This is a genomic window from Candidatus Binatia bacterium (assembly GCA_023150935.1).
In the GTDB taxonomy this organism is placed as follows: Bacteria; Desulfobacterota; Binatia; order HRBIN30; family HRBIN30; genus JAKLJW01.
The window spans coordinates 15067-39059 of the sequence record JAKLJW010000022.1 but is presented as its reverse complement, the minus strand read 5'-3'; the positions used below and the strand labels follow the sequence as shown (position 1 = coordinate 39059).

At 67.8% G+C, this 23993-nt stretch carries 20 protein-coding genes and 1 tRNA gene; 7 read left to right on the top strand and 14 right to left on the bottom strand.

Going from position 1 to position 23993, the window contains the following annotated elements; translation table 11 throughout:
- Window positions 1–136 precede the first annotated feature (136 nt).
- The 8 genes from L6Q96_13860 to nth form a co-directional block, all read right to left on the bottom strand.
- Window positions 137–1507 carry an outer membrane lipoprotein-sorting protein gene (locus tag L6Q96_13860; GenBank protein MCK6555644.1) on the bottom strand — a complete coding sequence of 457 codons (1371 nt, stop codon included), beginning with the start codon at window positions 1505–1507 and terminating at the stop codon, window positions 137–139.
- Window positions 1504–3897 (bottom strand): MMPL family transporter, encoded by a 2394-nt coding sequence (locus tag L6Q96_13855; GenBank protein ID MCK6555643.1) that lies wholly within the window; start codon window positions 3895–3897, stop codon window positions 1504–1506. Before L6Q96_13855 ends, L6Q96_13860 begins: the two co-directional genes overlap by 4 nt.
- Window positions 3875–4939, bottom strand: coding sequence for a YCF48-related protein (locus L6Q96_13850; protein MCK6555642.1), 1065 nt, complete (start codon window positions 4937–4939; stop codon window positions 3875–3877). Before L6Q96_13850 ends, L6Q96_13855 begins: the two co-directional genes overlap by 23 nt.
- Window positions 4940–4992: 53 nt before the next feature.
- Complete coding sequence (locus L6Q96_13845; GenBank protein MCK6555641.1) at window positions 4993–5787, bottom strand: hypothetical protein; 795 nt, start codon at window positions 5785–5787, stop codon at window positions 4993–4995.
- Between the two features lie 16 nt (window positions 5788–5803).
- A tRNA-Leu gene (locus L6Q96_13840) sits at window positions 5804–5887 on the bottom strand.
- A 36-nt stretch (window positions 5888–5923) separates the two neighbouring features.
- Window positions 5924–6571 carry a HEAT repeat domain-containing protein gene (locus L6Q96_13835; protein MCK6555640.1) on the bottom strand — a complete coding sequence of 216 codons (648 nt, stop codon included), beginning with the start codon at window positions 6569–6571 and terminating at the stop codon, window positions 5924–5926.
- An 82-nt stretch (window positions 6572–6653) separates the two neighbouring features.
- A complete protein-coding gene (locus L6Q96_13830) occupies window positions 6654–7154 on the bottom strand; it encodes a hypothetical protein (protein MCK6555639.1) in 501 nt (166 codons plus the stop codon).
- A 241-nt stretch (window positions 7155–7395) separates the two neighbouring features.
- Window positions 7396–8127, bottom strand: coding sequence for an endonuclease III (gene nth / locus L6Q96_13825; GenBank protein ID MCK6555638.1), 732 nt, complete (start codon window positions 8125–8127; stop codon window positions 7396–7398).
- Window positions 8128–8342: 215 nt separating this feature from the next.
- Between nth and L6Q96_13820 the strand changes: the two genes are divergently transcribed.
- The 3 genes from L6Q96_13820 to L6Q96_13810 all read left to right on the top strand — a co-directional run bounded on the left by L6Q96_13820 (window position 8343) and on the right by L6Q96_13810 (window position 10191).
- Window positions 8343–8753: a hypothetical protein gene (locus tag L6Q96_13820; GenBank protein MCK6555637.1), complete on the top strand. Its 411-nt coding sequence runs from the start codon at window positions 8343–8345 to the stop codon at window positions 8751–8753.
- Between the two features lie 407 nt (window positions 8754–9160).
- Window positions 9161–9421, top strand: coding sequence for a hypothetical protein (locus tag L6Q96_13815; GenBank protein ID MCK6555636.1), 261 nt, complete (start codon window positions 9161–9163; stop codon window positions 9419–9421).
- 83 nt (window positions 9422–9504) lie between these two features.
- The gene (locus L6Q96_13810; GenBank protein ID MCK6555635.1) at window positions 9505–10191 is read left to right on the top strand and encodes a uracil-DNA glycosylase; all 687 of its coding nucleotides are present in this window, start codon (window positions 9505–9507) and stop codon (window positions 10189–10191) included.
- A 30-nt stretch (window positions 10192–10221) separates the two neighbouring features.
- Here the strand turns inward: L6Q96_13810 and L6Q96_13805 are convergent, their stop codons facing one another.
- Entirely contained in the window at window positions 10222–11001 is a 780-nt protein-coding gene (locus tag L6Q96_13805; GenBank protein ID MCK6555634.1) for a glutathione S-transferase family protein, read from the bottom strand.
- A 48-nt stretch (window positions 11002–11049) separates the two neighbouring features.
- Complete coding sequence (locus tag L6Q96_13800; protein ID MCK6555633.1) at window positions 11050–13257, bottom strand: dockerin type I domain-containing protein; 2208 nt, start codon at window positions 13255–13257, stop codon at window positions 11050–11052.
- 261 nt (window positions 13258–13518) lie between these two features.
- Here L6Q96_13800 and L6Q96_13795 point away from each other — a divergent pair, with 261 nt between their 5' ends.
- Window positions 13519–14886, top strand: a complete 1368-nt coding sequence (locus L6Q96_13795) for an APC family permease (protein ID MCK6555632.1) — start codon at window positions 13519–13521, stop codon at window positions 14884–14886.
- Between the two features lie 73 nt (window positions 14887–14959).
- Here the strand turns inward: L6Q96_13795 and L6Q96_13790 are convergent, their stop codons facing one another.
- The gene (locus L6Q96_13790) at window positions 14960–19333 is read right to left on the bottom strand and encodes a putative glycoside hydrolase (protein ID MCK6555631.1); all 4374 of its coding nucleotides are present in this window, start codon (window positions 19331–19333) and stop codon (window positions 14960–14962) included.
- Between the two features lie 209 nt (window positions 19334–19542).
- Here L6Q96_13790 and L6Q96_13785 point away from each other — a divergent pair, with 209 nt between their 5' ends.
- Window positions 19543–20295, top strand: coding sequence for a hypothetical protein (locus L6Q96_13785; GenBank protein MCK6555630.1), 753 nt, complete (start codon window positions 19543–19545; stop codon window positions 20293–20295).
- 54 nt (window positions 20296–20349) lie between these two features.
- Window positions 20350–20754 (top strand): hypothetical protein, encoded by a 405-nt coding sequence (locus L6Q96_13780; protein MCK6555629.1) that lies wholly within the window; start codon window positions 20350–20352, stop codon window positions 20752–20754.
- Between the two features lie 91 nt (window positions 20755–20845).
- Here the strand turns inward: L6Q96_13780 and L6Q96_13775 are convergent, their stop codons facing one another.
- Both L6Q96_13775 and L6Q96_13770 read right to left on the bottom strand, forming a co-directional pair.
- Complete coding sequence (locus L6Q96_13775; GenBank protein MCK6555628.1) at window positions 20846–21274, bottom strand: DUF86 domain-containing protein; 429 nt, start codon at window positions 21272–21274, stop codon at window positions 20846–20848.
- Window positions 21271–21705, bottom strand: a complete 435-nt coding sequence (locus L6Q96_13770; GenBank protein ID MCK6555627.1) for a nucleotidyltransferase domain-containing protein — start codon at window positions 21703–21705, stop codon at window positions 21271–21273. Before L6Q96_13770 ends, L6Q96_13775 begins: the two co-directional genes overlap by 4 nt.
- A 363-nt stretch (window positions 21706–22068) precedes the next feature.
- Here L6Q96_13770 and L6Q96_13765 point away from each other — a divergent pair, with 363 nt between their 5' ends.
- Window positions 22069–23328 carry an FAD-dependent oxidoreductase gene (locus L6Q96_13765; protein ID MCK6555626.1) on the top strand — a complete coding sequence of 420 codons (1260 nt, stop codon included), beginning with the start codon at window positions 22069–22071 and terminating at the stop codon, window positions 23326–23328.
- 50 nt (window positions 23329–23378) lie between these two features.
- Here the strand turns inward: L6Q96_13765 and L6Q96_13760 are convergent, their stop codons facing one another.
- Window positions 23379–23960, bottom strand: a complete 582-nt coding sequence (locus L6Q96_13760) for a TIGR00730 family Rossman fold protein (protein MCK6555625.1) — start codon at window positions 23958–23960, stop codon at window positions 23379–23381.
- Window positions 23961–23993: the final 33 nt, after the last annotated feature.

Genomic DNA, 23993 nt, shown 5'->3' with positions numbered 1-23993 from the left:
GAGCCGCGCCCGCACGGAAGCGAGAAGCTTTCCGGCTACTCCGTCGCCTCACCGCCAAACGCGCGCGGAGCGCGCGTTCCACCGTGAGCGTGGTGGAGCGGGCGCTCCGCGCACGCTCTCCGGGTACGCAGCTTTCCTACTTGCCCAGCCGGTGCAGGGTCTGCGACTCGAAGAGCCCCGGCTCGAAGGTCACCCGCCGGTCGTTCGGCACCTCCGACCCGCGGGGGACCAGGCCGGCGACCGTGGCTCGATTCTGCTTCAGGTTCTCCGCCGCCTGGTAGGAAAAGTTCGAATCCCAAATCCAGTCCTTGACCCCATCCGGCCGTTCGAAGGGTTGCTTCTGATACACCACCACCTGCACGGTGTTCAGGAGTTCGCCCGACCACGAGAACTTGCGGTTCCAGGCGCCCTGATACGTTTCCTTGTCGATGTAAAGCTGCACCCGGCCGTAAAGATAGTAGCGGTCCCGCGGCGTCCCCTCGACGATCCAACACCGCCGGCGCGCCAATCCGGCCGGCAACGGAGCCCACGCCACGCCCCGCCATTGCGAGTCCTGAAATCCGGCCACCGGCATGCGGGGCCAGACCGCGCGCCACCCCCCCGTCGTCAGCCACTTCTGCGATCCCGGCCCGCCCCCGTTGAAGCTCCACGGATCGACCAATCGCAACGTGTCCGCCTCCCCGGCCAGCGCCCAGACGAAGTCCTCCGGCTTGCCGTCGAAGAAAGGTCCGTCGTCCTGACTCATGTCCGAACCGAGAAAGCCGTCGGAGCGGTTGGCGGGGCTGACCGCCCGGACCCGGCGCAAGGCGGGCACGTAGACCCAGACGGCGTCTCGCTTGTGGGCGTCTCGGTATCGCCAGGTGAGCGTGGCCGTCCCGTTGAGGTCGGCCGGCGCCAGGGCCATGGTAACGAACTGCTGCGAGAAGTTGTTCGGGTTGGGCACGCGGCGGTCAGCGTCCTGGCCGTCGTAGTATAGGAAGCGGACATCCTGCACCGCTTCGCGGTCGAGCCCGCCGGGGTTGACCCAGCTCAGCGCCGTCACGTTGTTGCTGTTGCCTTCGCTCCAGTAGTGATACTGGTAGTTCCAGAGAATCTTGATGGCGGCGGTCCGATCCTGCGGATCGATCGACGGGAACGGCAGCCCATAGACGAAAGGCGGCTGCTTGCCGCCGGCCTTCTCCACGATCATTCCCGCGGCGTCCACGTCGTAGCGGCCCCGGTTGTCGTCCGTGGCGGCCTTAAACGACGGTTCCCAGCGAAACACGCCGAGCGGCCAGTCGACGATGGGATTGCGGTACCGGCCGCTTTCGTAGTGGCGCAGGATCTCGGGCGGCAGGAGTTCGCCGGCCGCGGCGGCGGTCGTGGGGTCGAGCACGGTGCCCGGGGCAAGGCCGTCGGTGCCAGTCGGCGGCCCGCCGTCCGCGCGCGCGGCGCCGACCCCGGCAACGGCGGCAGCCACCAGCAGCAGCACCAACCTGACGTTCACCGTCGCCCCCCGGACCGTCATCCTTCCGCGCTTACTTCCGCCCCCAGGCGCACGCGCCGCTCGGCCCGCTCCACCGCAAAGCGAGGCCGCAAGAGCGACACCAGGGCGGGAATGAAGACGAGCGCACCGACGGCGTGGAAGATCATCAACATCATCAGCAGAAAGGCCATCTCGGAGGCGAACTTCAACGGATGAAAGAGCCAGAACATCACACTCACCACCAGCGTCGTCCCGGTAAAGATGATCGCCTTGCCGGTGGTGGCAAGCGCGATCCGATTGGCCACCTCGAAATCGCCGGTCTTCTCGTATTCCTCGACTATGCGACTGAGCACGTAATACCCGTAGTCTATACCGATGCCAATGCCGATGGCGGCCACGGGGAGCGAATTGATATTGAAGTCGATCCCCATGAGAAACATCACCGCCTCGGAAAGCGGCTGCGCCACCAGCGAGGGAATCAGCACGATCAACGCGCCGATGACCGACCTGTACGTGAGCCAGCTCAGCAGGAAGACCGAAAGAAAGATCAACGGCACGTTGACCCGATAAGACCAATCGACTTCCTCGTTGGTCGCCGCAAGGATGCCGAGCAACCCGCCGGCGAGTCGGTAGCGCACGTCGTCGTCGGGGCTGACGTGCGACGCGATGTACGCCTGTGCCCGCTCGATGGCGCTGCCGATGACGTTGTTGTCGTAACTGTCGTAAAAGACCGTGATCGTCGCGTTAGTGGCGTCGGGACTGAAAAAACGATCCATCTCGCCGCGGCCCGTTCCGGACGCCAGCAGGAAGAACAACTGGCCGATATGATCCGCATCGGCCGGCAGCATCTCCCATTTCGGATCGCCCTCGCGAAAAGTGCGGAAGATCTTCTTGAGCAACGTATTGGCCGTCAACGAACCGGTCGCCCCCTCGCCTTGCTCCATGTGGCGCTGGAAGCGATCGATCTGTTGCAGCGTGCGCGCATCGCGGATAGCGCCCGGCTTCTTGCCCTCCGCGATGATCACCAGTTGACTGGCGACGCCGACGAACTTCTCGTTCAATCGCCGGAAGGCGACGTTGTAAGGATGGTCCGCGTACAGCAGCGCCGCGCCGGGCTCGGTGTCGCCGGTCTTCAATTGATGTCCGTAGTACAGCCCGAAGACCATCGTGGCCGCAAACAGAGCGACCACGGCCCAGCGCATCGGCCCGGCGCCGAGCGCAACGAGCAGGCGCGTGATTGCCGTGTAAAGCGCATCCGACCAGCGCCCCGGCCGCGGCACGCGCCGGGGCGGCCGAACGTACGACAGGATGATGGGGTGCAGCGTCACCACGCTCAGAAAGATCGAGAGGATCCAGAAGGCGGCCACGAAGGCGAGTTTGCGCATCAACGGGATGGTCGCGACCGCGATGGTCAGTGTCGCCGCCGTGTCGGCGGCGATCGAAACCATCGCCGGGCTGTACAGACTCACGTACGACCGCAAGATCGCCTCGCGCTTGTCCCCGCAAAGGAAGTACTCTTCGTGGTAGCGCTCCATCGACTGCACGGAATGACTCAGCGCGCGCGCCGTAATCAGTACGAAGACGACGATGACGAGAGGATTCAGCGTGAAACCGCACAGACCCGCGAAGCCGAGACCCCACACCGCGCTCATCAGTCCGGAGAACACGGGGATCGCCACGCCCTGCACGGTCCGAAAGTAGAACCAGAGCAACAGCACGATCGCGGCGGCAGTGGCCCCCAACACCCAGCCCATCGTCGGCAAAGTGTCCATGAAGTACGCGTACAGGATCGGGAAGCCGGTAACGTGGATGCGGACCTTGCCGCCGGCTTCTTCGCGCTGCTTGATTTCCCCGATCTTGCGCCACATGGCCGGCAGGTCGAAGTACTCCTCCCAGAAGCCGGCGGTGATCAGCGTCGAGGTGTCGTCCGGGGAGACAAAGAGGCCGCGTACGCCTTCAGTGGTGTAAATCTTCTTGCGCAGGAACTCGAGATCCTCGGCGTCGCGCGGCAGCCGCGGGTAGACCAGCGGCACCACCTTGATGCCCGACCCCGAGGTGAGGGTTGTCTTCAACTTCGGGTGCGTGATCGAGATGACCTGCTCGGGGTTCACCCCCGGCACCTGCTGCAGCAGATCGAGCGTAATGCGGTCGACCGTCTCGACGATAGCCGGGTCGTCGAAGATGGTCCCCTGCCGCGCTTCGACGGCGATGGCCAGCAGGTTCGAAGTGCCGAACATGCCGCGGTACTTGTGGTAGACGCGAATGTACGGGTGGTTGGGCGGCTGGAGATCCAGGAAGTTCGGCACGATCGCCAGCCGGAAGATCGCGTACCAGACGAAGAACGCCGTTCCCGCGGCAATCCCAAGCGCGACCGTCAGGCGGTTGCGCAGGAGGAAGGCGAGGTAGCGCTCAATCCATGCCCTGGGGAGCATGCCCGCTCGCCTCGCGGCCGCCGAGCCGCGCCGCGTCGACGGCCGCCGCGAGGCCGTTGGCCCCGACCAGAACGCCCCGCCCACCATGGCCAAGGCCGAGTCCGCGCAGCCAGCGCAAGCCGACCGCGGGCAAACCGGCGGAACGCCGCCAGCGGGCGCCGCCGTCGGTGCTCACGAAGACGCTGCCGTTATCGCCCACGGCCACACCGTACCCGTCGCCGACCGCGACGTCGTACAGGCTCGGGTTGTCCAGTGTATGTGCGAAACCGACCTGCTCCAGTCCGGCCACCGCGGCATCGCCGTGCTGCACCACCCAGGTCGCCCCGCCATCGTCGGTGCGCTGGATGAGCCCGTCGATGCCAACCACCCAGCCGCGCTGCGGCGTTTCGAACCATACGCCAAAGAGCGTCTTGTCGACGCCGGTCCGGCGTTCACGCCACGTCACCCCGCCATCGTCGGTGGCGAAAACGGCGCCCGCCTCGCCGACGATCCAGCCGTGCGTGCGATCCGGCCAGCTCATGCCGTTGAGAATGACATCGCGGTCGAGAGAACGATCCTGCCAGGTCATACCGCCGTCGTCGGTGGTCAGGACGGCCCCCCAGTCTCCGACCGCCCAGGCCAGCAGCGGCCCGAGCGCGACAACCGCGAAGAGGTGCTTGGTCGTGCCGGAGGTTTGCGTGCGCCAGGTCTTACCGCCGTCCCGAGTGGCGATTGTCACGCCGCCGCGACCGACCGCCCAACCGTGCAACCGATCGGCGCAGGCGACGCCGAACAGCGGTTCGGTCACGCCCGACACCTGCGCCTGCCAGTTAGCTCCCCCATCCCGGGTGTGCAGAACGGTGCCGAAAGCCCCCACCGCCCAGCCCTCCCCGCCGGGTAACATACACGTCCCGTACAGGTGATCGGTTGTGGCCGCGCCAACGGAGACCGGCGCCAGGCCGGCGGCAACCGCCAGCCACACCACCGTCAGTACCAGGCGCGCGGCGGCCTCACTCGTGCCCCGCCGCGTCGATCGCCACTGGATGGGCACTGCCGGGGCCACCGAATACCGGGAACCTGTGGGCTTGAGTTTCGACCGGGCGCGATGAGCCCGCGTCACCCGTCCCCGCTCGGCGGCGCCGTGAGAATTTCCTGGGCTTCGCCGCGCAGGACCTCGACGCTCTCCGCGAACGCGAACTCCTCCTCGCCCGCATCGAGGTCTTCCAGCGCCGCAAGCAGGCCAAGCTCGTCTATCTCGTCGCAGATATCGTGCGAGATCTCGATCAGGTGCAACAGCTTGGCGGGGTCGACGACGTACATGCGTTCGGCGAAGGGGCCGTCGGCAAGCTGACCGAGGTAGGCGAGCGCATCCTGGCCGAGTCGGCCGGTGGTGAAGAAGTATCCGACGGCCCCTTGCGCACAGGCGGCACTGAGGAATTCCTCGAGCGGGGCCCGGCCGCACCGGTCATGCGTCAGGAACGTACGCGCGACCGTGAGCGCCGGCGTCACCCGATCCGACCCGGCGGTGACGGGTGTGGGATCGGTACACGCCAGATCGCCGGGTGCTTCGTCCTTCCGTTCGTAGCGACACCCCTGCATGAGGTACAGCAGGACGCGCGCCAGATCGGCGAAGTCGTTGGCCGAGAACTCCTCGACGGACGGTCTCGCCTGCCGGACCATGGCCGCGATCTCCGGGCTCTCGAACCAGAAATACTCGAACTTGGCTTCGAGGTAGAGGAACAGCGAGCGCATGTACTGGTCGAACGCCGCATCGCCCTCTCCGGCCCGCGTGGCCGCCGGGATCGCCTCGGCGTCCACGTCCGCCAGACCCCGCAGGCCGTCGCACACATCGATCCCCGCGTCGATTCGTTCGAGATATTCACCCATTGTAGTCGGCTCGCGTACGCTCATTGGTTGTTCTTCCGAATGGCCCTGGAGGGACTTGAACCCCCACGCGGTTGCCCGCAACAGATTTTGAGTCTGCCGTGTCTGCCAATTCCACCACAGGGCCTCACAGGTGGCACCCCTCCGGCCTCCCGGCACCGCGTCATTGTTGCTCCGGCGGCGCCTGCGGCAGGAAGGTCTCCAACGGACCTTTGGCTTCCCGCCGCGCCGCATCCTGCTGATGTTGAACCTTCTGCACCGCCTCGTTAGCGAGCCGGCGCAGCGTCGAATCGTTGTCCTGCGCCGCAATCGTCCGCAGGGTGGCCACCGACTCCGGTGCCCCGATATCGCCAAGCGCGTAAATCGCCGTGCCGCGAGTCGCCGCATCGAGATCGCGCTGCAGGAACTCCATGATCGGGCGCGCGGCGCGCACATCGCCGATCTTCCCCAGCGCCGCGAGGATGCGCTGCTTCATCATCGGCTCGGTGGTGCGCAGGAACAGTTGCTGGATGAGCACTTGCGTGGCGTCGGTAGAGCGCAACTCGCCGAGCAAGTCGATCGACTTCGCCTGCACCCGCGTATCGGCATCCCCGAGCGCTCCGATCAGGTGATCGACCGCCTTGGGTTCCTTGCTCGCCCCCAGGGACTTAACCGCCTGCAGCCGCTTGTCCGCATCGTCGCTGCCGAGGCCGCGCACGTACTCGTCGATCGTCGCACCCTTGGTCGCCTTGTCGTAACGCTGGCGGAGTCCCTGACTGCTCACCTGGGCCGCCGCCGCAACCGGCAAGACCAGCAGCAATGCGGCCAGCACCGATCGCTGACCCCGCGGGCCGAGGCTCCAAAGGCCACGCACCGCTCGGTATACGCCACGCCCCATGCTATGCGCCGGGCCCTTACTGGCCCGCCCCCTGAACGCGAATCATGACCCAGTCTGCCATTTCGTGCACGGTGTACTGCGGTAATTCGTCCGCCTGCATGTCGATCGTAACCTTCAGGCAACCTTCCTCGCGCGACACTCTCACCTGCGACACCAGATCGTCTACCTGCGGCAGCGTCCGCTCGGGCAGATCGAAGTTACCCGGCGGTCCCCACGCTTCTATCGTAATCGATGCCGGCCGGCGCGAGTCGCCGTACCGCACCTGACTGGGGGTCTGCGACAGGTGCAACAGCACCGCCCGGTGGGCCCCCGCAGCCTCCACCTGTACGTCCCGCAAAGTGATCGCTTCATCGACACCCACAGCGGCGGGCGTGGGCGACCAGAACACCGTCCCGCAACCCGTCATGATCGCCGTCAGGCCGATCGCGACCAGCCAGCTCCATCGTCCCGGCGCCGACCGGCGCTGCGCCCGCACCATCGTAGGGTTGCAGATAGCCGATCCCTCCCGCACGGGCAAGGTAATTCCACCACTCCTCAGCGCGGGCTTCGCCCGCAACCCAATGTCCGCAACTCCCCGTTCGCCCCGAGTAGGACCCGGTTGTTCAGGGGCCGTATCGAGGGGCGCCCGTCGCGGTCCCCCGCGTCCCTCGATACGCCGCCTGAGAAGACGGCGGCTACTCGGGACGAACGGCGGGGCACAGCCGATCCATGGCCTGAAGATTTCTTCGCGCCGTGCGCGCATCCGCGGAAATCGTAATTCAACGGCTGGCCCGCCCGCGCCCCTGGCGGGCGGGACGCACTGGCCCGCCAAAGGCGGGACGCCGCGGCTCCGGCGGCGGCGTCTTTTCCGGATACGGACAAAGATCGGCGACCACGCACTCGGCGCAGCGCGGCTTGCGCGCCACGCACACCCGCCGTCCGTGGAACTGCAATAGATGGCAGAACCGCGTCCGATCCTTCGCCGGCACTTGCGGCGTCAAGTCCGCCTCGACCTTGTCGGGATCGGTCTGTCGCGTCAAACCCAGCCGCTGCGCGAGCCGCAAGACGTGCGTGTCGACGCCGATCGCCGGTTTGCCGAAGGCGTTGCCGAGGACGATATTGGCCGTCTTGCGGCCGACGCCGGGAAGCGAGGTCAGGTCATCGATCCGGTCGGGCACCCGGCCGCCGAAACGCTCGACGAGGTCCCGACAACAGCCCTGGATCGACCGCGTCTTGGCGCGGAAAAAACCCGTCGGGCGGATGTCGTGCTCCAGCTCCGCGGCCGGCACGCGCACGTAGTCGGCCGCCGTCCGGTACTTCCTAAACAGCACCTGCCCGGTCACCTGATTGACCCGCTCGTCCGTACACTGCGCCGCCAGGATCAAGGCAATCAGCAACTCGAACGGCGATTCGTAATCGAGCGCCAGGCGCGCGTCGGGATAGGCCCGCGCCAGCCGCGTAATCGTTGTCCGCACCGGTGCCGGCGACGGGTGGTCACCACGATTCGACATTGCGCGCCCCTTCGACGTTACGCGTACCATACGACCGGTCGATAGCGAGGCGGCCCGGTCCAGACAACCCGAGCCCCTTTCGGCTTTTCGCCCCCCTCCCCTCCTCGACCCGCCAGCCTTGACACACCGTGATGCCGCGGCCACCATGCGGAAATGCCGTTGTCCATCGCATGCACGCCCCGCCAACGCGGCACGACACAGGCGACCAGGCCGTGATGCACGCCCACCGCCATCGTCTCTGGCGCGCCATCGCCCCCGTGGTCGTCGTCGCCGTCCTCGGCTCGATCGTGATCTGGAACCTCGCCGATCGCGGCCGCGCCCAGGAGATCGAAGAAGCCGACGAGGTCAAGGTTCCCCCGGACGAACTCGAACTGTACATTCGCGTTTACACGGCGTTGCAGGATGACCATGACCTGGCCATCGAGAACGCAATTCAGCCGTACCATATCTCGATCGAGAACTTCCGCGCCCTCGAGCAACGCATCCAGAGCGACCCGAGGCTGGTCGACCGCGTCCGCGAAGCCCTTCTCGATCATGTCAGGTCCCGCGGCATTTACGCCCGTGTCGTCGGCACGCCCACGCCGACACCAACCGGCGAACGCTCCGGCGGAACCAGGTCCCGGTAGCAGTTGCGCCCGCCCCGCCGCACCCGTGTTGGTCGACGTTAGCTGTTGCAAGTGCGGTGGCCGGCGCCGGCTCGACGTCGGCCCGGTCCCCGCCGGCGTCCCCCTCGAGGAACATCTGCGTTTGGTTGTCGACCGCCTCTCCCACCAGCCTTCTTTCGGCTGCTTCGGAGGGCATTTCGAGCTGGCGCCGCCCGTGCCCAAATTTTGGACCATTCACTGGGACACCCTCGGCGAAACGTGACCCGCGAACGGCCCGGGGCGACGGCGAAGTCGCCAACGGAGCCGCGATACGCCCTCGTCGCTGACTTTGCCGCGGCCCTGGCGAACGCCCCCAACGCCCTTGCACTGACAGTGGGGGGCGTGCAGACTTGGCAATGCGGGTCTCGTACCCGACCAAGGAGAGGCAGATGGCCGACGAACACGAAGACAACAGGCCGTTGGATGCGCAGGAAGCGCTGCGTCTTATCGATGATGCGTGCAGCCGGCTGCGCACCGCCATCTGGGCGCTCCACGGAATGCATCAAGACATGAGCGCCCTGTCGGCAGAGGACCTCGCCGACGTCGAGCAACTCCTGACGGAGATCCTCGAAACCTCCCTCACACCGGGCTTCGAAGCGGTAAGCCAGGTCCTCGGCAGCGCCGCAGGCGGCACCGTGACGACGCACTGACACGCAGGGGCGCGGTCAGGCCGCCGGGTCCTGCCCGCTCGGCCGGCAATCGGATGACCCCGCAACCCGATCCGTCGCGGCCCATGGACAAGCTGGCCGATGTCGTCGCTCGTTGCCGGCGCTGTCCGCGGCTCGTTGCGTACCGAGAACGGATAGCCGGGACGCGGCGCGCGGCCTATCGCGAGTGGACGTACTGGGGCCGCCCGGTGCCCGGCTTCGGCACCCCGGAAGCGCGCCTGCTTGTCATTGGCCTTGCTCCGGCTGCCCACGGCGGCAACCGCACCGGCCGTATCTTCACCGGGGACCGCAGCGGCGACTGGCTCTATCGCGCCCTGCACCGCTTCGGCTTTGCCAACCAACCTCGCTCCGTCGATCGCTCCGACGGCCTGCGACTCATCGACACCTACATCACCGCCGCTGCTCACTGCGCCCCCCCTGCCAACCAGCCTACGCCGGAGGAGTTCGACAACTGCCTGCCGTACCTGGTGCGCGAGATGAGGCTCCTGCGCCGAGTCTGCGTCGTCGTCGCGCTCGGCAAGATCGCCTTCGACCGTTACCTGGTCGCGCGCCGCGCCCTGGGCGCCGCCGTACCCAAACCGCGGCCACACTTCCACCACGGCTGCGTCCACGACCTCGGCGACGTCACGCTTATCGGCTCCTATCATCCGAGCCAGCGCAACACCCAGACGGGATTGCTCACCGAAAAGATGTTCGACGCGGTGTTTCGACAAGCGCGGTCGAGGGGGGCGCGAGGGCCTGGGGGCCCCTAGGGGTGATGGAATTGGGCGTTTGGATGCGGGCTAAAGGGCGGATGGAACGATTGCCCGCCCGGCGCGCAGCTCTTCCAGCCACCACTCGACGAAGCCGTGATGGAACAGCCACTCGATCCGGTCGCCGCGCCAGACGACCTTGTTGCCCTCGTACGGTGAGGCTCCGCTACCGAACTTCTCCTGCGCGGCGCGCTTGACCGCTTCGAGGTCGGCGCGGATTACCGGCAGCGCCCGCAGCCGCCCGATCCACGCCGCAACACCCGGATGGGTCTGCGGATCGATTCCCACCCCGAGCACTTTGAGCGACGACAGATGCGGGAACAGAGCCAGGTCGGCTATCGACAGCGCACCGCAAAGGAACTCCCGCCCCTCCAGTGCCCGCTCGATCCGGCCCAGGATGACGCCGATATCCCGCAGTCCCGCATCGATCAGACCGTCGGGGGGAACGTCGGGCCGCCGGTGCGTCGGCCACACCCAGATGGAAATGTCGTGGACGATCGCGTCGAGAACGGTATCGGCCAGCCGCTCCCATGCGCGTGCGGCAGCCCGCTCCGCCGGGGCCGACGGGAACACGGGAGGGTCCGGCCAGCGGTCTTCGAGGTAGGCGACAATGTCGGCGGAGTTCACCACCACGAGATCGCCATCGACGAGAACCGGCACCTCGGCGCGCGCATTGACCGCACGCAAGCGGTCGTGCTCCAACAACGCCAGTGCATCGACCGACTCCGCCCGTAAGCCCTTGCAAGCGAGAACGAGGCGGACCTTGCGCGCAAACGGACTGAAAGGGTTGTCGTAGAGGACGAGGGACATTTGGGGGGGCTCCTTGGGGGTCCGGGGGCTTCGGGGGGTTTACTCGGGTCAGTTTCCGCCCGGGTTCCAGTTGCCGGTCACGTCGCCGATCGGGATGCCGAGAAAATCCTGGCCCGTGGCCGAACCGTTCAACGGCTCGAAACGGATGGCGCCGCTCTGACAGGTGCCACCGGCCGTCGACGGTTGCAGCAGGGTCTGGTTCGGCACCGGCGACGGGACCGGCACGAAGTGCCAGTCGGAGCCGCAGCTCACACCGGCGGGAAACTGCGGTCGCAGCCCGACGACGCGCTGCAGTATCATCGCGGCGTCCAACGCCGACACGCTACCGTTGCCGCTGACGTCGCCGGCCAGCGTTTGGGTCGGGGACAGGACACGGAGTCCGACAACGGCTTGCAGGACCCAGGACGCATCGAGAGCCGACACGCTGTTTCCGAGGCCACCCGCCTTGCGGGGCAACATCTGCCACGTGGCCCCCGTGAGCGGCGAGACGAGGTACTGTCCGCCGGCATCGGTGCCGACGCTGCCCGGCGTCGGCCCCGTAACCACCACCGTCACCGCCGGCACCGGGGTCGCCGCGTTGGCGTACGAGCCGATCCGTCCGCTTACGGCGCCGGCGGCAACGGTAGGCGTCGGCGAGATGGTTCGCGTCGGGGTGATCGTCGGCGTAGCGGTTCGCGTCGGAGTCCACGTCGGCCGAGGCGTGACGGGGAGGAGCACCGTGAAGACGTCACCGACGCCGTTGTTATCGCCGGCAACGAGATCGCTGGCCGTACTGGAGAACCCGAGGACGCGACCGTCGCGGCTGATCTCGCCGGGTTCCAGGGCCGCATTGGCCCCGGCGGTGCCCGCGGCGTTACGGGAGACGTGCGCCGTCCCCGGATAGACGCGATCGCGCACGAAGATGTCGGAGAAGGCGCCGTTGCCGTCGACGAACGGCGACACGAGATCGCTCGCCGCGCTGAGGAAGACGACGAGGCCGCCGTCGGCGCCGATGAGGGGACGGTTGGAGGCGCCGTTGGCGCTGCCGCCACCGGTTCGCTTGACGCTGATCAACTGTGTGGTGGAAGCGGTAAGGTCGCGGACGAACACATCTCGTCCCGCGCCGTTACCGTCCACGAATCCGGAAATCAGGTCGGTGGCGGCGCTTTCGAAGGCCACGTAACGGCCGTCGGCGCTGGGGACGCCGTTTGCCGACGTCCCGTTGGCGCTACCGCCGCCGCTCGCGGCGACGCTCACGAGTCGGGTGACATTGGCGACGACGTCGCGCACGAAGATGTCGCTGCGCCCATTACTGTCGCCGGCAACGAGGTCGGTGGCGGCGCTGGTGAAGACGACGTAGCGGCCGTCGGGGGTGATCTCGAGGCTCGTACTCGCCGCGTTGGCGCTGGCGGTGCCGGTGGTGTTGGGTGTCACGAGTGCGGTGACGCCGAGGTCCACGTCGCGGATGTAAAGATCCGCGGCGGTGCCGGCGTTGCCGTCGACGAAGCCGGCAACCAGATCGGAGGCGGTGCTGTTGAAGACGACGTAGCGTCCGTTGGCGCTCGACATCGGAAGGGTCGAGGCGGCGTTGGCGCTGGCGGTCCCGGCGGCGTTGACGCTGGCGAGAACGGTGACGCCGAGGTCGCGGTCCCGCATGAAGACGTCGGAAACGCCGTTGCCGTCGTTGGCGACCAGATTTGAGGCCGCACTATCGAAGAAGACACGGCTACCCGCCGCACTGATCTCGAAGATCGTGCCGACACCAAGGTTGGCGCTGGCCGTGCCGGCGGCGTTCACCGTGATCAGCTCGGTCGCGCCGGCGAGCAGGTCGCGGACAAACCCGTCATCGCCGCCGTCGTTGCCGTCGACGAAACCGGGCACGAGATCGCCGGCCGCGCTGACCAGTGCGACATAGCGGCCGTCGCCGCTCAGCCCGTAACACAGCGAATCCAGGTCGCCGCTGCCCCCTCCCGTGTGACGCATACTCACCAGGGTTGTCGTGCCCACCTGCGTGTCGCGCACGAACACGTCCCCAAACCCGTTGTCGTCTCCGGCGACGAGATCGTCGGCAAGGCTGTCGAAACACACGTACCGTCCCGTGTCGCTGACGCCCCAGGGACCCGACGATTCGGCGTTGCCGCTCCCGGTGCCCGCGGCGTTAACCGAAACCAGTGTGGACGCCGCCAATACCGGCGCGGGTACGGTGAGGACAATGGCAACCGCAACAAGTCGGACCCGCACCATGGTACGGTTCGTCCATCCTCGGAATGCGCCCATATCGGCTTCCTTCTCCGCCCGGTTGCGCTTGCGTGAGGTCGCGTGCGTACCACGGCCGCGGCGCATCGACAATCGCCGTTTTGCGAAGGAGGTTGTCGCGCCACCGGCGACGACGTTCCTCGCCTGACGGCCGCCGGCATGCTGCCACCCAACGCTCCGCGCTCGACACGGGAATCCTTCGCGCGGTTGCGTTGTGCAGACAGCCAAAGTATGCGGCGCCCCGGACCCTGACGATTCGCTCCCCTTGTTCCCGTGTCACCCATGCCGCCAGCCGACCGCCATCCGCGCGACCAACTCCGCCGCGAGCTGTCGCTGATCGACGCGACCCTCCTGTGCGTGTCGTCGGTTATCGGGGTCGGGATCTTCCTGACGCCGGGGACGGTGGCCGACGTGTTGCCGCATCCCGGCCTGCTGCTGGCGGCATGGATCGTTGGCGGGCTCCTGTCGTTGGCGGGGGCACTCGCGAACGCCGAACTCGGCGCCGCCTACCCGCACGCCGGCGGCGACTACGTGTACTTGCGCGAGGGATTCCATCCGCTGGCAGGGTTTCTCGTCGGCTGGCTGACGTTCTTCGTCATCTACGCCGGCACTGTGGCGACGCTGGCAACCGGATTTGCGGAAGGGCTGGCGCGCTTCGTCGAACTGGGCGACGCCGGCAAGGCGGCCGCCGCGGTGGGTATCACCGTCCTCACCTCATGGATCAACTACCGCGGCGTGCGCGTCGGTGCGCAGTTCAACAACGTCACCGCCGGGGTGAAGGTCGTCGCGCTGATCGGCCTGGCAGTGGCAGGGCCGCTGCTCGGACGCGGTAGCATTGGGCACTTCGAGCCGCTCTTTGCCGGGGCCGACACCGTACCGCTGAGTGGGTTCGGACTGGCGTTGTCTCCGATTCTGTTCAGCTACCTCGGCTGGAACGCCCCGGTATACGTTGCCAGCGAGATCCGCGACCCGGGACGGAACGTGCCGCGATCCCTTTTTCTGGGACTAGCGGTCTGCACCGCGCTCTACCTGCTCCTGAACGGCGTCTACCTGTACGCGCTGCCCATGGACACTTTGCGCGGCGAGGTGCGAGTCGGCGAGTCGGCAGCGCTGGCGCTGTTTGGCGAGGCCGGCGGTACGATCATGGCGCTCATGGTGCTGGCCTCGGTTGTCGGTTGCCTGAACGCGACGATTCTTGTCGGTCCGCGGATCGCTTACGCCATGGCGCTGGACGGGTATTTCTTCGGCAACACGGACCAGGTGCACGCGCAGAACAAGACTCCGCACGTGGCGATTCTCGCTCAGGCGCTGACGGCCATCGCGCTCGTTCTGTTGCTGCGGCGTTTTCCCAGCGTGCTCGACTACACCACGTTTGCAATCGTGCTGGCGACCATGGCGGACACCGCCGCATTGTATGCGTTGCGCCGGCGCCAACCCGACCGCCCACGGCCGTACCGCGCCCTCGGTTACCCGATCGTCCCGGCCCTGTACCTGCTGGCCAACGCCGCGATTGCCGCGGCCATGCTGATCGGGCGGCCGACGGAGTGTGTCATCGCCCTGCTGGTCACGGCGACGGCGCTGCCCTTCTATCCCATATTCGCGCGCCGGCGCGTGGCGCGCGCGGCCGCCGATGACCCGACGAAGCCGTAAGGGCACGGCGGCGCCCGGACGCTCTTCCAGAATCGTCAAGAGTGCCCGCCGGCGATGCGGAGCGAAGTGCGCCTCAGCCTCCCGCCGGCACGATTACCAGGCGCGTGCCCGCGGCAAGGACCGGCACGTCGGACACGGTCAGCAGACCGTCGCCGTCGGCGACCGCGGTACCTCCGCCCAGTAACGCGTCGTCCGCCAGACGACGGTGCTCCCACGCGTACGAGGCGCCCGCCGCGACCACGAACTGCTGCAGGCGCCGCGGCGTGACGTCCACGGTGGTGTTCGCGCCGTTGGTCGTCCTGAGCACGATCTCGTACCGCGCCGGCATGTCCAGCGGCGGCCCGGCGAAGTCCAACCACGACGACGACCACTCGAGTCGGCAGTTGCGACAACCTGTCGTCACGGCGGGATCGTCGGAATTCGCCGCGCGACTGAATGCCGGAAAGCTCTCGTCGCGGCGAAACGCGAAGTCGGTAAGCTGAAAGACCGTGCTGTCGGCAACGAAGCCCGGCCACGAGTGACCGGAGGCGTCGAACACGCCAACCATGCCGTGCCGGCCGGCTTCCAACGCCGGGTACCACGGCGCTCCCTGCGTTTCCCAGTCGATCACGTCGTCGTTGCGACCGTGATGATCCGCCAGGAACGGCAGAGCCGCGGCCGGGTTCGCGCTCACCCAACTCTGCAGGTCGTACCAGTCCCACACGCTCATTCCGTGCGTCGTCGGCAGCGCCTGGGCCCGCGTTCCCCATAGCGCGGTTATCCCGCCTGTCTCCCACGCCGTGCCGCCGGCTGCCCCTGCCTGCGCGAAGTCGGTCATCGCACTCTCGGCGTAAATCGCCGCGAACCGATCGCCGCGCCGCAGGCCGTAGTTCACTGTCCCGCTGCCGCCCATCGAGCCGCCGAACAGGTACTGGCGGTTCGCGTCGACGTTCCAGTTGCCGGCGACGAAGTCGAGGATCGCGTCGAGCCGCCGGTGCGTATAGTCGACCACCGGGGCATCGGCGAGGCGGCGGTCCACGTGCGCCGCATTGGCACCGAATCCGAACCACCACGTGTTGGTGCGATCGTCGGGAAACACCTGCACGATCGGCCAGCCATAGTCGGTTCCGCCTGTCCCGGGACTGGCCGGCAACCGGTACGTGCCGGTGTAGGCGTGCAACTGCATCATCAGCGGCCAGGCCGGCCCCGCCGCACTGTAACCCGCCGGTACGCCGACGTAGAAATTGTAGGCGTATCCTTCCACCTGGGCGTTCCAGACCGCGTGGTCCATGAACTGGGTGAATACCCAGCCGGTACCGGTGGCATTGGTCCACACGCGCACGGGACGCGGCGTCGCCTCGCCCTCGGGCAGTGCATCGACGCGGTTGGCGCCGAAATCGTCGCGGTTCTCGTTGCCGTCGACGACGCGCGTCACCGCGTAGTAGCCGGGACCGCCGTCGTGCACGGTATGTACGAAGAGGCCCACCCCGACCGGGAGTGGACTGCCGTCGTCGGCGATGACGAACCGCTGCTGGCCGATCGGCGAGCAGCCGGAGCCGTTGCTGCAGCCGGAAGTCTCGTGCACATAGGCCCCGGAGTCCGGCTCGACCTCGGCGAGCAGAGTGGCCTGATCGATCGTGGCGGCATCGATGGGCTGGGTGCTCCGGTAAACGCGGTAGCGTACCTCGGCCCCGCCGGCCGACTGCTCGTTCCAGGTGACGAACGTCTGACCGCTGCGGTGGGTGGCGCCGGCGCCGGTGACCTGCGCCGGCCGATTCGGGTTGGGCCCCTCGTAGGCGATTTCCAGGTACGGACGAGTCGATGCGTCGCCGTTCTCGCGCGACGCCGACTCGAAGAGCGCTCCCGAGGGAGCCGGCAACGCAAGCCCCTGGTTGGCGGCCGGGTTGATGACCCACTGGCGGACCGCGTCGGTAACGTCCCACTCGACCCAGGTCGTGTTCCACTGCGGCAGGTTGCCGACGTACGCTCTTCCGACCTCGGCCCCGACGCTGGTAGCGAGGTTTCCCTGCGCCGACCACGGCACGCCGGGCCGCCGCTGCGCAAAGGTCGCCGCCGATTCCGACCACAGGCCGCGACCGTCCGGATCGACGACCGGATAAGCCGGCAGCCACAGATCGCGCGGCTCACTGTGGGCGAACAGCGCCAGTCGCAGCCGAGCGCTGCGCACGACCGTGGTGGACCCCAGCGCACCGAGGTCGAAGCGGACGAGCCCCCAGTGGCGTCCGCCGGTGGGTTCGCCGACGATGATCGTCGAGCCGTTGTTAGCCGACCATGTCGGCTGCAGCTCGTTGAGCGACATGTCCATCGCCGTTCCGATGTGCGTCGCCGAGGAGTGCGCTCCCCAACGCTCGGTCACCACGGACGCCCCGGGCGTACCGACGAAGGTCGGGGTTGCGGTGGGAGTGTCGGTGCCGGATGCCGTCGGTGTGGCGGTCCGCGTGACGGTAGGCGACGGACTGGCCGTGGCCGTGGCGGTCGGTGTGGCCGCGGGCGGCTGCCAATTGCCCGTACAGTCGCCGTACAGCACCGCGCGGAAGTCCTGCGCCGCGACACTGCCGGCGAGCGGCTCGTAAGCGATCGCGCCGCGCTGACAGGTGGTGGTGGTGTTGACCGGGGATATCGTGCGCTGATTGGGCGCGGGCGCTGGATTGGGAACGAAAGCCCAGTCCGACGCGCATCGTTCGGCCACCGGCAGGCGCGGCAGGAGACCTACCACGTACTGAAGGATCAGCGCAGCATCGTAGGAGCTCAACGCCCCGTTGCCGCTAACGTCGCAGGCAAGGGTCTGCATGGCATCGAAGACCCGCAGCCCGACGGCGGCTTGCAGGACGTACACGGCATCGAGTGCGGATACGGCGTCCACGGCGCCACCGGTCTTTTCAGGCGTTAGCGTCCACGTGTCGCCGGTAACGGCGCTCGCCGTGTAGGCGCCGGCGGCATCGGTCGTGACGGTCGTCGACGTGGGGCCGGTCAGCGCAACGCCGGTATCCGGTACGGGAGCGTCGGTGGCGTGGTAGCGGATCGTCCCGCCGATCGTGGCGGCGGGCAGCGGCGTCGGGGTTCGGGTGGCGGTGGGCGGGACGGTCGGCGTCGCCGTGGCGGTCGGCGCCGGCGTTGCCGACGGCGAGGTGCCCGTCGGATCGCGGACGACGATGACCGCGCCGCGAGCCGGCACGACGACGGTGCTGACCGCCGTGTAGTTCACCATCCAGGAGGAAGGGAGCACGCCGCTCGACGGTACGGTGCCGCCACCCGACGGGTCGGCCCGGTAGAGGGTTTCGCCGAGAGGCACCGATCTGGCCGAGTTGCCGGAATTCACCAGAACGCGGCCGTTGGTGTACTCGCGCACGTGGACGCCGTAGGGGGCATCGTAGAGATCGTCGATGCGGGTCGGCAGGGGCGTGGTCGGGGTGCCGATCGGGATTTCGTACTCCGGCCACCATTCGGGCGTCAGACCGGTATCGAGATTGACATAGGTGCGCGTGCCCTTGACGAGCAGGTAACTGCCGAGGGTGAAGAGCCGATCGTTCACGTTATCGACTTCGTAGGCTTGGCCGAGCACGGCGCGCCCGAGACGAACAAGGCCGAGGACCCGATCGAGCTGCAGCTTCCAGTCGTCGGCACCGAAGGCGGCGAGAGTGTCGTAGCCGAAGCCCTCGATCATGACGCCGTCGGCGAGGGAGTAGTCGACCGTATCGCGACTGGTAACCCATTGTCCCACGTTGGGAATCAGGTAGTAGTTGCCGCCGAGGCGACCCTGCAGGTAGGTCATGAAGCGCTCCATGCGCGCGGTCCACTCCGCCTCGAAGGCCGGATCGTACGCCGGCAGCGGCGGATCGAAGGTGTCGCCGCCGAGGTAGTTGGGCACGCTGAAGGTGTCGGCGAACAGGCCGTCGTCGTCGTTGGCGGCCAGTTGGCCGAGCACGGCGTCCGACCACCACGTGCGCCACGCCGGATCGTCGAGGTCGACCAGGTACCAGCCCCAACCGCACCCGTACACGCGGCTGCCGTCGACGAGGTAGAACCACGAGTCCTGCAGGGTCGCGTCGTCCGGCCATTCCCGCACCCAGGAGGTGTCGATGATGTAGATGTATTCCCCGGTCGGCGAGCAGGCGCCGGCGGTGGCGCGATAGCCGAGGCCGAGCGCGAGCCGATAATGCAGGATGACGAAATCGGGATCGACGGCGCGCAAGGCGTCAGCGTCGGCCCGCGTCATTTTCTGTGTGCCGGCGTAATGCGAAACCGCGAAGGCGATGCGACCCGGAGTGAGGTTAAGGAGCTGGTCGTTGAAGACGTGGATGCCCTCGGTGGTGTCGGGCAGCGGGCGCGGCGCCGCACGCACGGGCGACGCCACGCCCACCACGGCGCCAGCGAGGCAGAGGGCGCTGACGCCGACAACCAGTACGGACCACCCGCATATCAGGTGCCGGGTGCGAATCCGGGGCATCTAATGCTCCTTGCACGGAAGCCTGCAACTGTCACGCCGTAAATTGCCACCCCGGCCCTTCGGCACCCGCGGCCGTTGCCGGCAGCGTTGCCGTGACGCTCGGGCGCGGCACCGTCATTCCCGGCACGGCGGCTCTCGAGAAGGCTCGTCGACCGCCATCTTTTATCCTTTCTACTCCTTCCTTTGGCGCCCGCGGCGGAGCATAAGACATGGCAATGGCGATCGATTACAGCGGTTCGCCGTTCCGCATCCGCGACGACCTCACCATCGCGCACGCCAACCAGTGGCGGCGCCTTGCCGCGCCGGGTACCTGGTGGAACGGTGCGGAGCGGGTGGCCGTCGCGGCGGAGGTGCGCAACGCCGCACGTTGCGATCTGTGCGCCGAACGCAAGCGAGCGCTGTCCCCGTACGCCGTCCCCGGAAGCCACCCCGGCACGGCCCTCCTGTCGCCCGCGGCGGTCGACGTGGTACACCGGGTCACCACCGACCCCGGCCGGCTGACCCGCGACTGGTTCGATCACACCCGGGCGGCGGGGGTGAGCGACGGCGCCTACGTCGAACTGATCGGTGTCATCGTCACCGTTGTGAGCATCGACAGCTTCTGCCGCGGCCTCGGAATCCCGTTGCATCCGCTGCCGGCGCCGATGGCCGGCAAGCCGTCACGCTATCGTCCGGCCGCGGCGCGTCTGGAGGGTGCGTGGGTGCCGATGCTGCCGAACGGACGCAACGGCGGGTCGGAGGCGGACCTGTGGGACGAGATGCCCGGCGGCCGGACCGCCAATGTCATCCGCGCCCTGAGTCTCGTGCCTGACGAAGTCCGCGGACTGAAGGAACTGGGCGCCGCGCACTACCTGTCGCCGCCGGAGATGCTGAACCTGCGCGAAAGCCGCCGCGCGCTCGATCGCCGCCAGATCGAGCTGGTTGCGGGGCGCGTGTCGGCGTCGCGCGGATGCTTCTACTGAACCAGTTCGCACGCGCTGCTGCTCCGTGCGAGCGGTGAGAGCGGCGGGCAGGCGGTGGACGTTGGCGCCATCACCGACGCCAGCCGGGCCGGCGCAAGCGGCATCGCGCATGCCGCGGCCTTGATCGAGTTGGCCGATGCCATGGTAGGAAGCGACGAGGAGTCTCTGGCTGGCGCGCGCCAGCGGGTGCTCACGGAGCTTGGCGCGCCGCCGCTGGTCGATGCCGTAGCGGTGGCCTCGAACTTCGAGCGCATGGTGCGGATCGCCGACGGCACAGGCATCCCGCTCGACGATCCGGTGGCCATCATGACCTCGGACCTCCGCGAGCAACTCGGCATCGACCGCTTCACGGCGGCAGCCAACACCCCGCCCCCGGGGGTAGTCCGTCGCCTGCTGACGCCAATCCTGCGCCCCCTGCTCGCACGCATGTTCCGCGGCATCGGCCGCACCGTCCGCTGACGACACCCGCTGCCCGCGGTTCCGAATGCGAACACGCGCCGCCTCCCGCACGCGGGTGCCGGCGCATTTCCCCAACCGCGGCAGAGGACGATCAGAGCCCCTCGGCCGTCAACCACGCGTCGAGCGCGGCCGCGAACCGACGAAGCTCGTCGAGTTGACCGAGTTTATCGTACACCAGCGCGTAGTCGACCGCGGCGTACTCGTGCACCAGCACGTTGCGGAATCCAGCGACCCTGCACAGTCGCTCGCCCAACGCGGCGTCGAGAACCCCGTGGCGGGTCAGCAACGGAACGATCTCTCCGTACTCGCGCGGGCTTTCCTTGAACCGTCCACTGAGGATGTGTGCGCCGGCATCGAGCAAGGCCTGGACGGTGGTCTGCAGCGCGTAGGCCGTAGCCCATTGTTCCCGGCGATCGGCGAGAAAGCGCTCGCGTGGCAACGTCGAAATCGCCGCCAGCTCGGCGAGGTTTGTGCGCACCATGGCGAGCCGCTCGCGCACCGTATCGGGCCGCAGGGTCATCGGACGGCGTGCAAATCCTCGTGTACGTAGCCGTAGACGATGCGCCGCAGTTCGGCGGTGTCGAGGTAGCGCCGCAGTGCGGCGTCCTCCCACGCGTCGGCCGCGCGCTCGTCGCGGCAAAGAAAGCGCCGGCCCGTCTCCACGATTGCCATCCCGAGGACCGGCGACGCCTGCTCCACGGCGACGACATCGCAGGAGCTCCCGATCGCGCGGCCGAGGTCGACCGCCAGGCGCGCACGTTCGTCGAACGACAGTGCTCCCACGCCCAGGACCGCGATGTCGACGTCGGAAAGCGGCCCGGCGCTGTCGGTCGCGACCGACCCGAAGAGCCACGCGGCGCGTATCGCCGGCCACGCAGCGAGCGCGCGGCGCAGCGCGCCTTCTATTTCATCGATCGCCACGCGGCCCAGCCGCCCTGCAGTGGGTGTCATCGCCCGCATCGTAGCAGCCCGCCCGACCGGTCGGCCAGTGCCGGGAGACCCCCTGATCCGGCGCTAACGGGCGCCCGGCAGGCCGGGGCAAGGGGCAGCCAAAACCGCCCGTGGGTAGCCGTCCTGCAAAGCCTCGGCGGGACCTTCGTCATTCCCGCGCCAGCGGGAACCCAGGTGCGCTGCTTTACGATTTCCGAGTTTGCGCGCACGGCGCAGCCACCAAAGTCGTAAGACAGCCCCGTGCTCGCAACGGCCTGCGGCCGGACTCTTGTCACCTCGGGCCCGCCGCAGTAGCGTGCCCACGGGCGGGCGGGATTCGCGATCGATCGTTGAGGATCGGGGGCTGCAGGCTGGAGAACGGGGATGACGGCGTTCATCGATGAGCCGGCGCGGCGCACGCCGGTCTATGCCACCACGCAGGTACTCGTGGTCGGCGGCGGCGCTGCCGGCGTTGCCGCCGCGGTTGCCGCTGCCCGTAACGGCGCCGACACCATGCTCGTCGAACGCCACGGCGCTCTCGGCGGGCTCGCCACCGGCGGACTCGTTATTCTGCTCCTCACCCTCGACGACGGTGCCGGCCGCCAGGTAATCGGCGGAATCTGCCAGGAAGTCACCGAACGCCTCGCCGCCCGCGGCGCAGCGCATTTTCCACCGCCCGGGGAATGGAACGTCGCGGACCCCGCACTCGTCGAGCGCTACCGGCGCTGGGGACTCGTCTGGGGCTCCGCCCCGCATCGGGTTCGCTACTCCGTTGCCTTCGACCCCGAGGAGTTCCGCTTCGCACTCAACACCATGTGCGAAGAAAGCGGTGTCCGACTGCTGTTGCACGCGTGGGGCTGCGAAGCGATTCGCGACAACCAACGCTTACGCGGCGTCGTCTTCCAGAGCAAAGCCGGCCGCTTCGCCGTGCTTGCCGACGTGGTCATCGACACCACCGGCGACGGCGACGTGTTCGCCTCGGCCGGCGTACCGTTCGCGCTCGAAAAGGTACTGCCGTGGCTCTGGTTCCGCATGGGCGGCATCGCCGACGTCGACGCCGCCATCGACGCCGGCGCCTGGTGCTTCAAGACGGTAAATGCCGGTCAGGCTCTACTGCCGTGGGGCGCCACGGACCGGGTCGTCAGGAAGATCGACGCCACCAACCCGGCCGATCTGACCCTCGCCGAGTTGGAATGCCGCAAGAAAGTAATGGAAGCCGCCGACGAGCTACGGCGCACGGTACCGCAATTCGCCGCGGCCCATATCTGCGAGATTGCCCGCGACCTCGGCATCACCGAAAGCCGCCGCCTCACCGGCCGCTACGTCCTGCAACGCGACGACATCGATCGTACCTTCGACGACGCCATCGCCATCACCGGGAACTGGACCAAGTACGACGCCCGCTACCGGATTCCGTACCGCTGCTTGCTTACCGCCGAATTCGCCAACCTCCTCGTGGCGGGGCGCTGCATCTCGGTGGATCACCGGGTCCACCACGCCACCAAGGAGATCCCGTCGTGCATGGCTACCGGCGAAGCCGCCGGCACCGCGGCCGCCCTTGCCGTCGCCTCCGGCACCACGCCCGGCGACCTCGACGTGGTCGCTCTGCGGGCCCGCCTGCAAGCGCGCGGCGCCATCGTCTGAGACGTATTCCGCGGCAACCTGCGAGCCGAGTCCCCGCGATTCTTCCTGTCCTACGTCGTGTCCCGATCGATCCACTTCTCCAACTTCGGCGCTACAAAACCGGCGAAGCGATCGAGCAAAGCCGTCGGTTCCGACTCCACCAGAATGAGCGCGCGGTGTTCCGGTCGCACGAAGCGCGCCTCCACCGCGTGGTCGAGGAAAGCAACCAGACGATCGTAGTACCCCTTCGTGTTGACCAACCCGCACGGCTTGCCGTGCAAACCCAGTTGCCCCCAGGTCACGATCTCGAATAGCTCCTCGAACGTCCCCAACCCGCCGGGCAACGCCACGAAGCCATCGGCAAGCGCCGCCATCAGCGCCTTGCGTTCGTGCATCGAGCCGACGATGCGCAGGTCGGGCAAACCCGTGTGCGCAACTTCCCTGGCCGCAAGCGCCTCGGGAATCACCCCGATCGCGTGCCCACCCGCCAACAACACCGCGTCGGCGAGCACGCCCATCAGCCCCACTCCGCCGCCACCGTACACGAGCGTCAGCCCACGCGCCGCGAGAAGTTCGCCGGTTCGCCGCGCCGCCTCGCGATAAGCCGGCTCGGCGCCGGGACTCGACCCGCAGAAAACGCACACACTTCGCATGGAACGATGCGTCTAGCACACCGCCGCCGGATC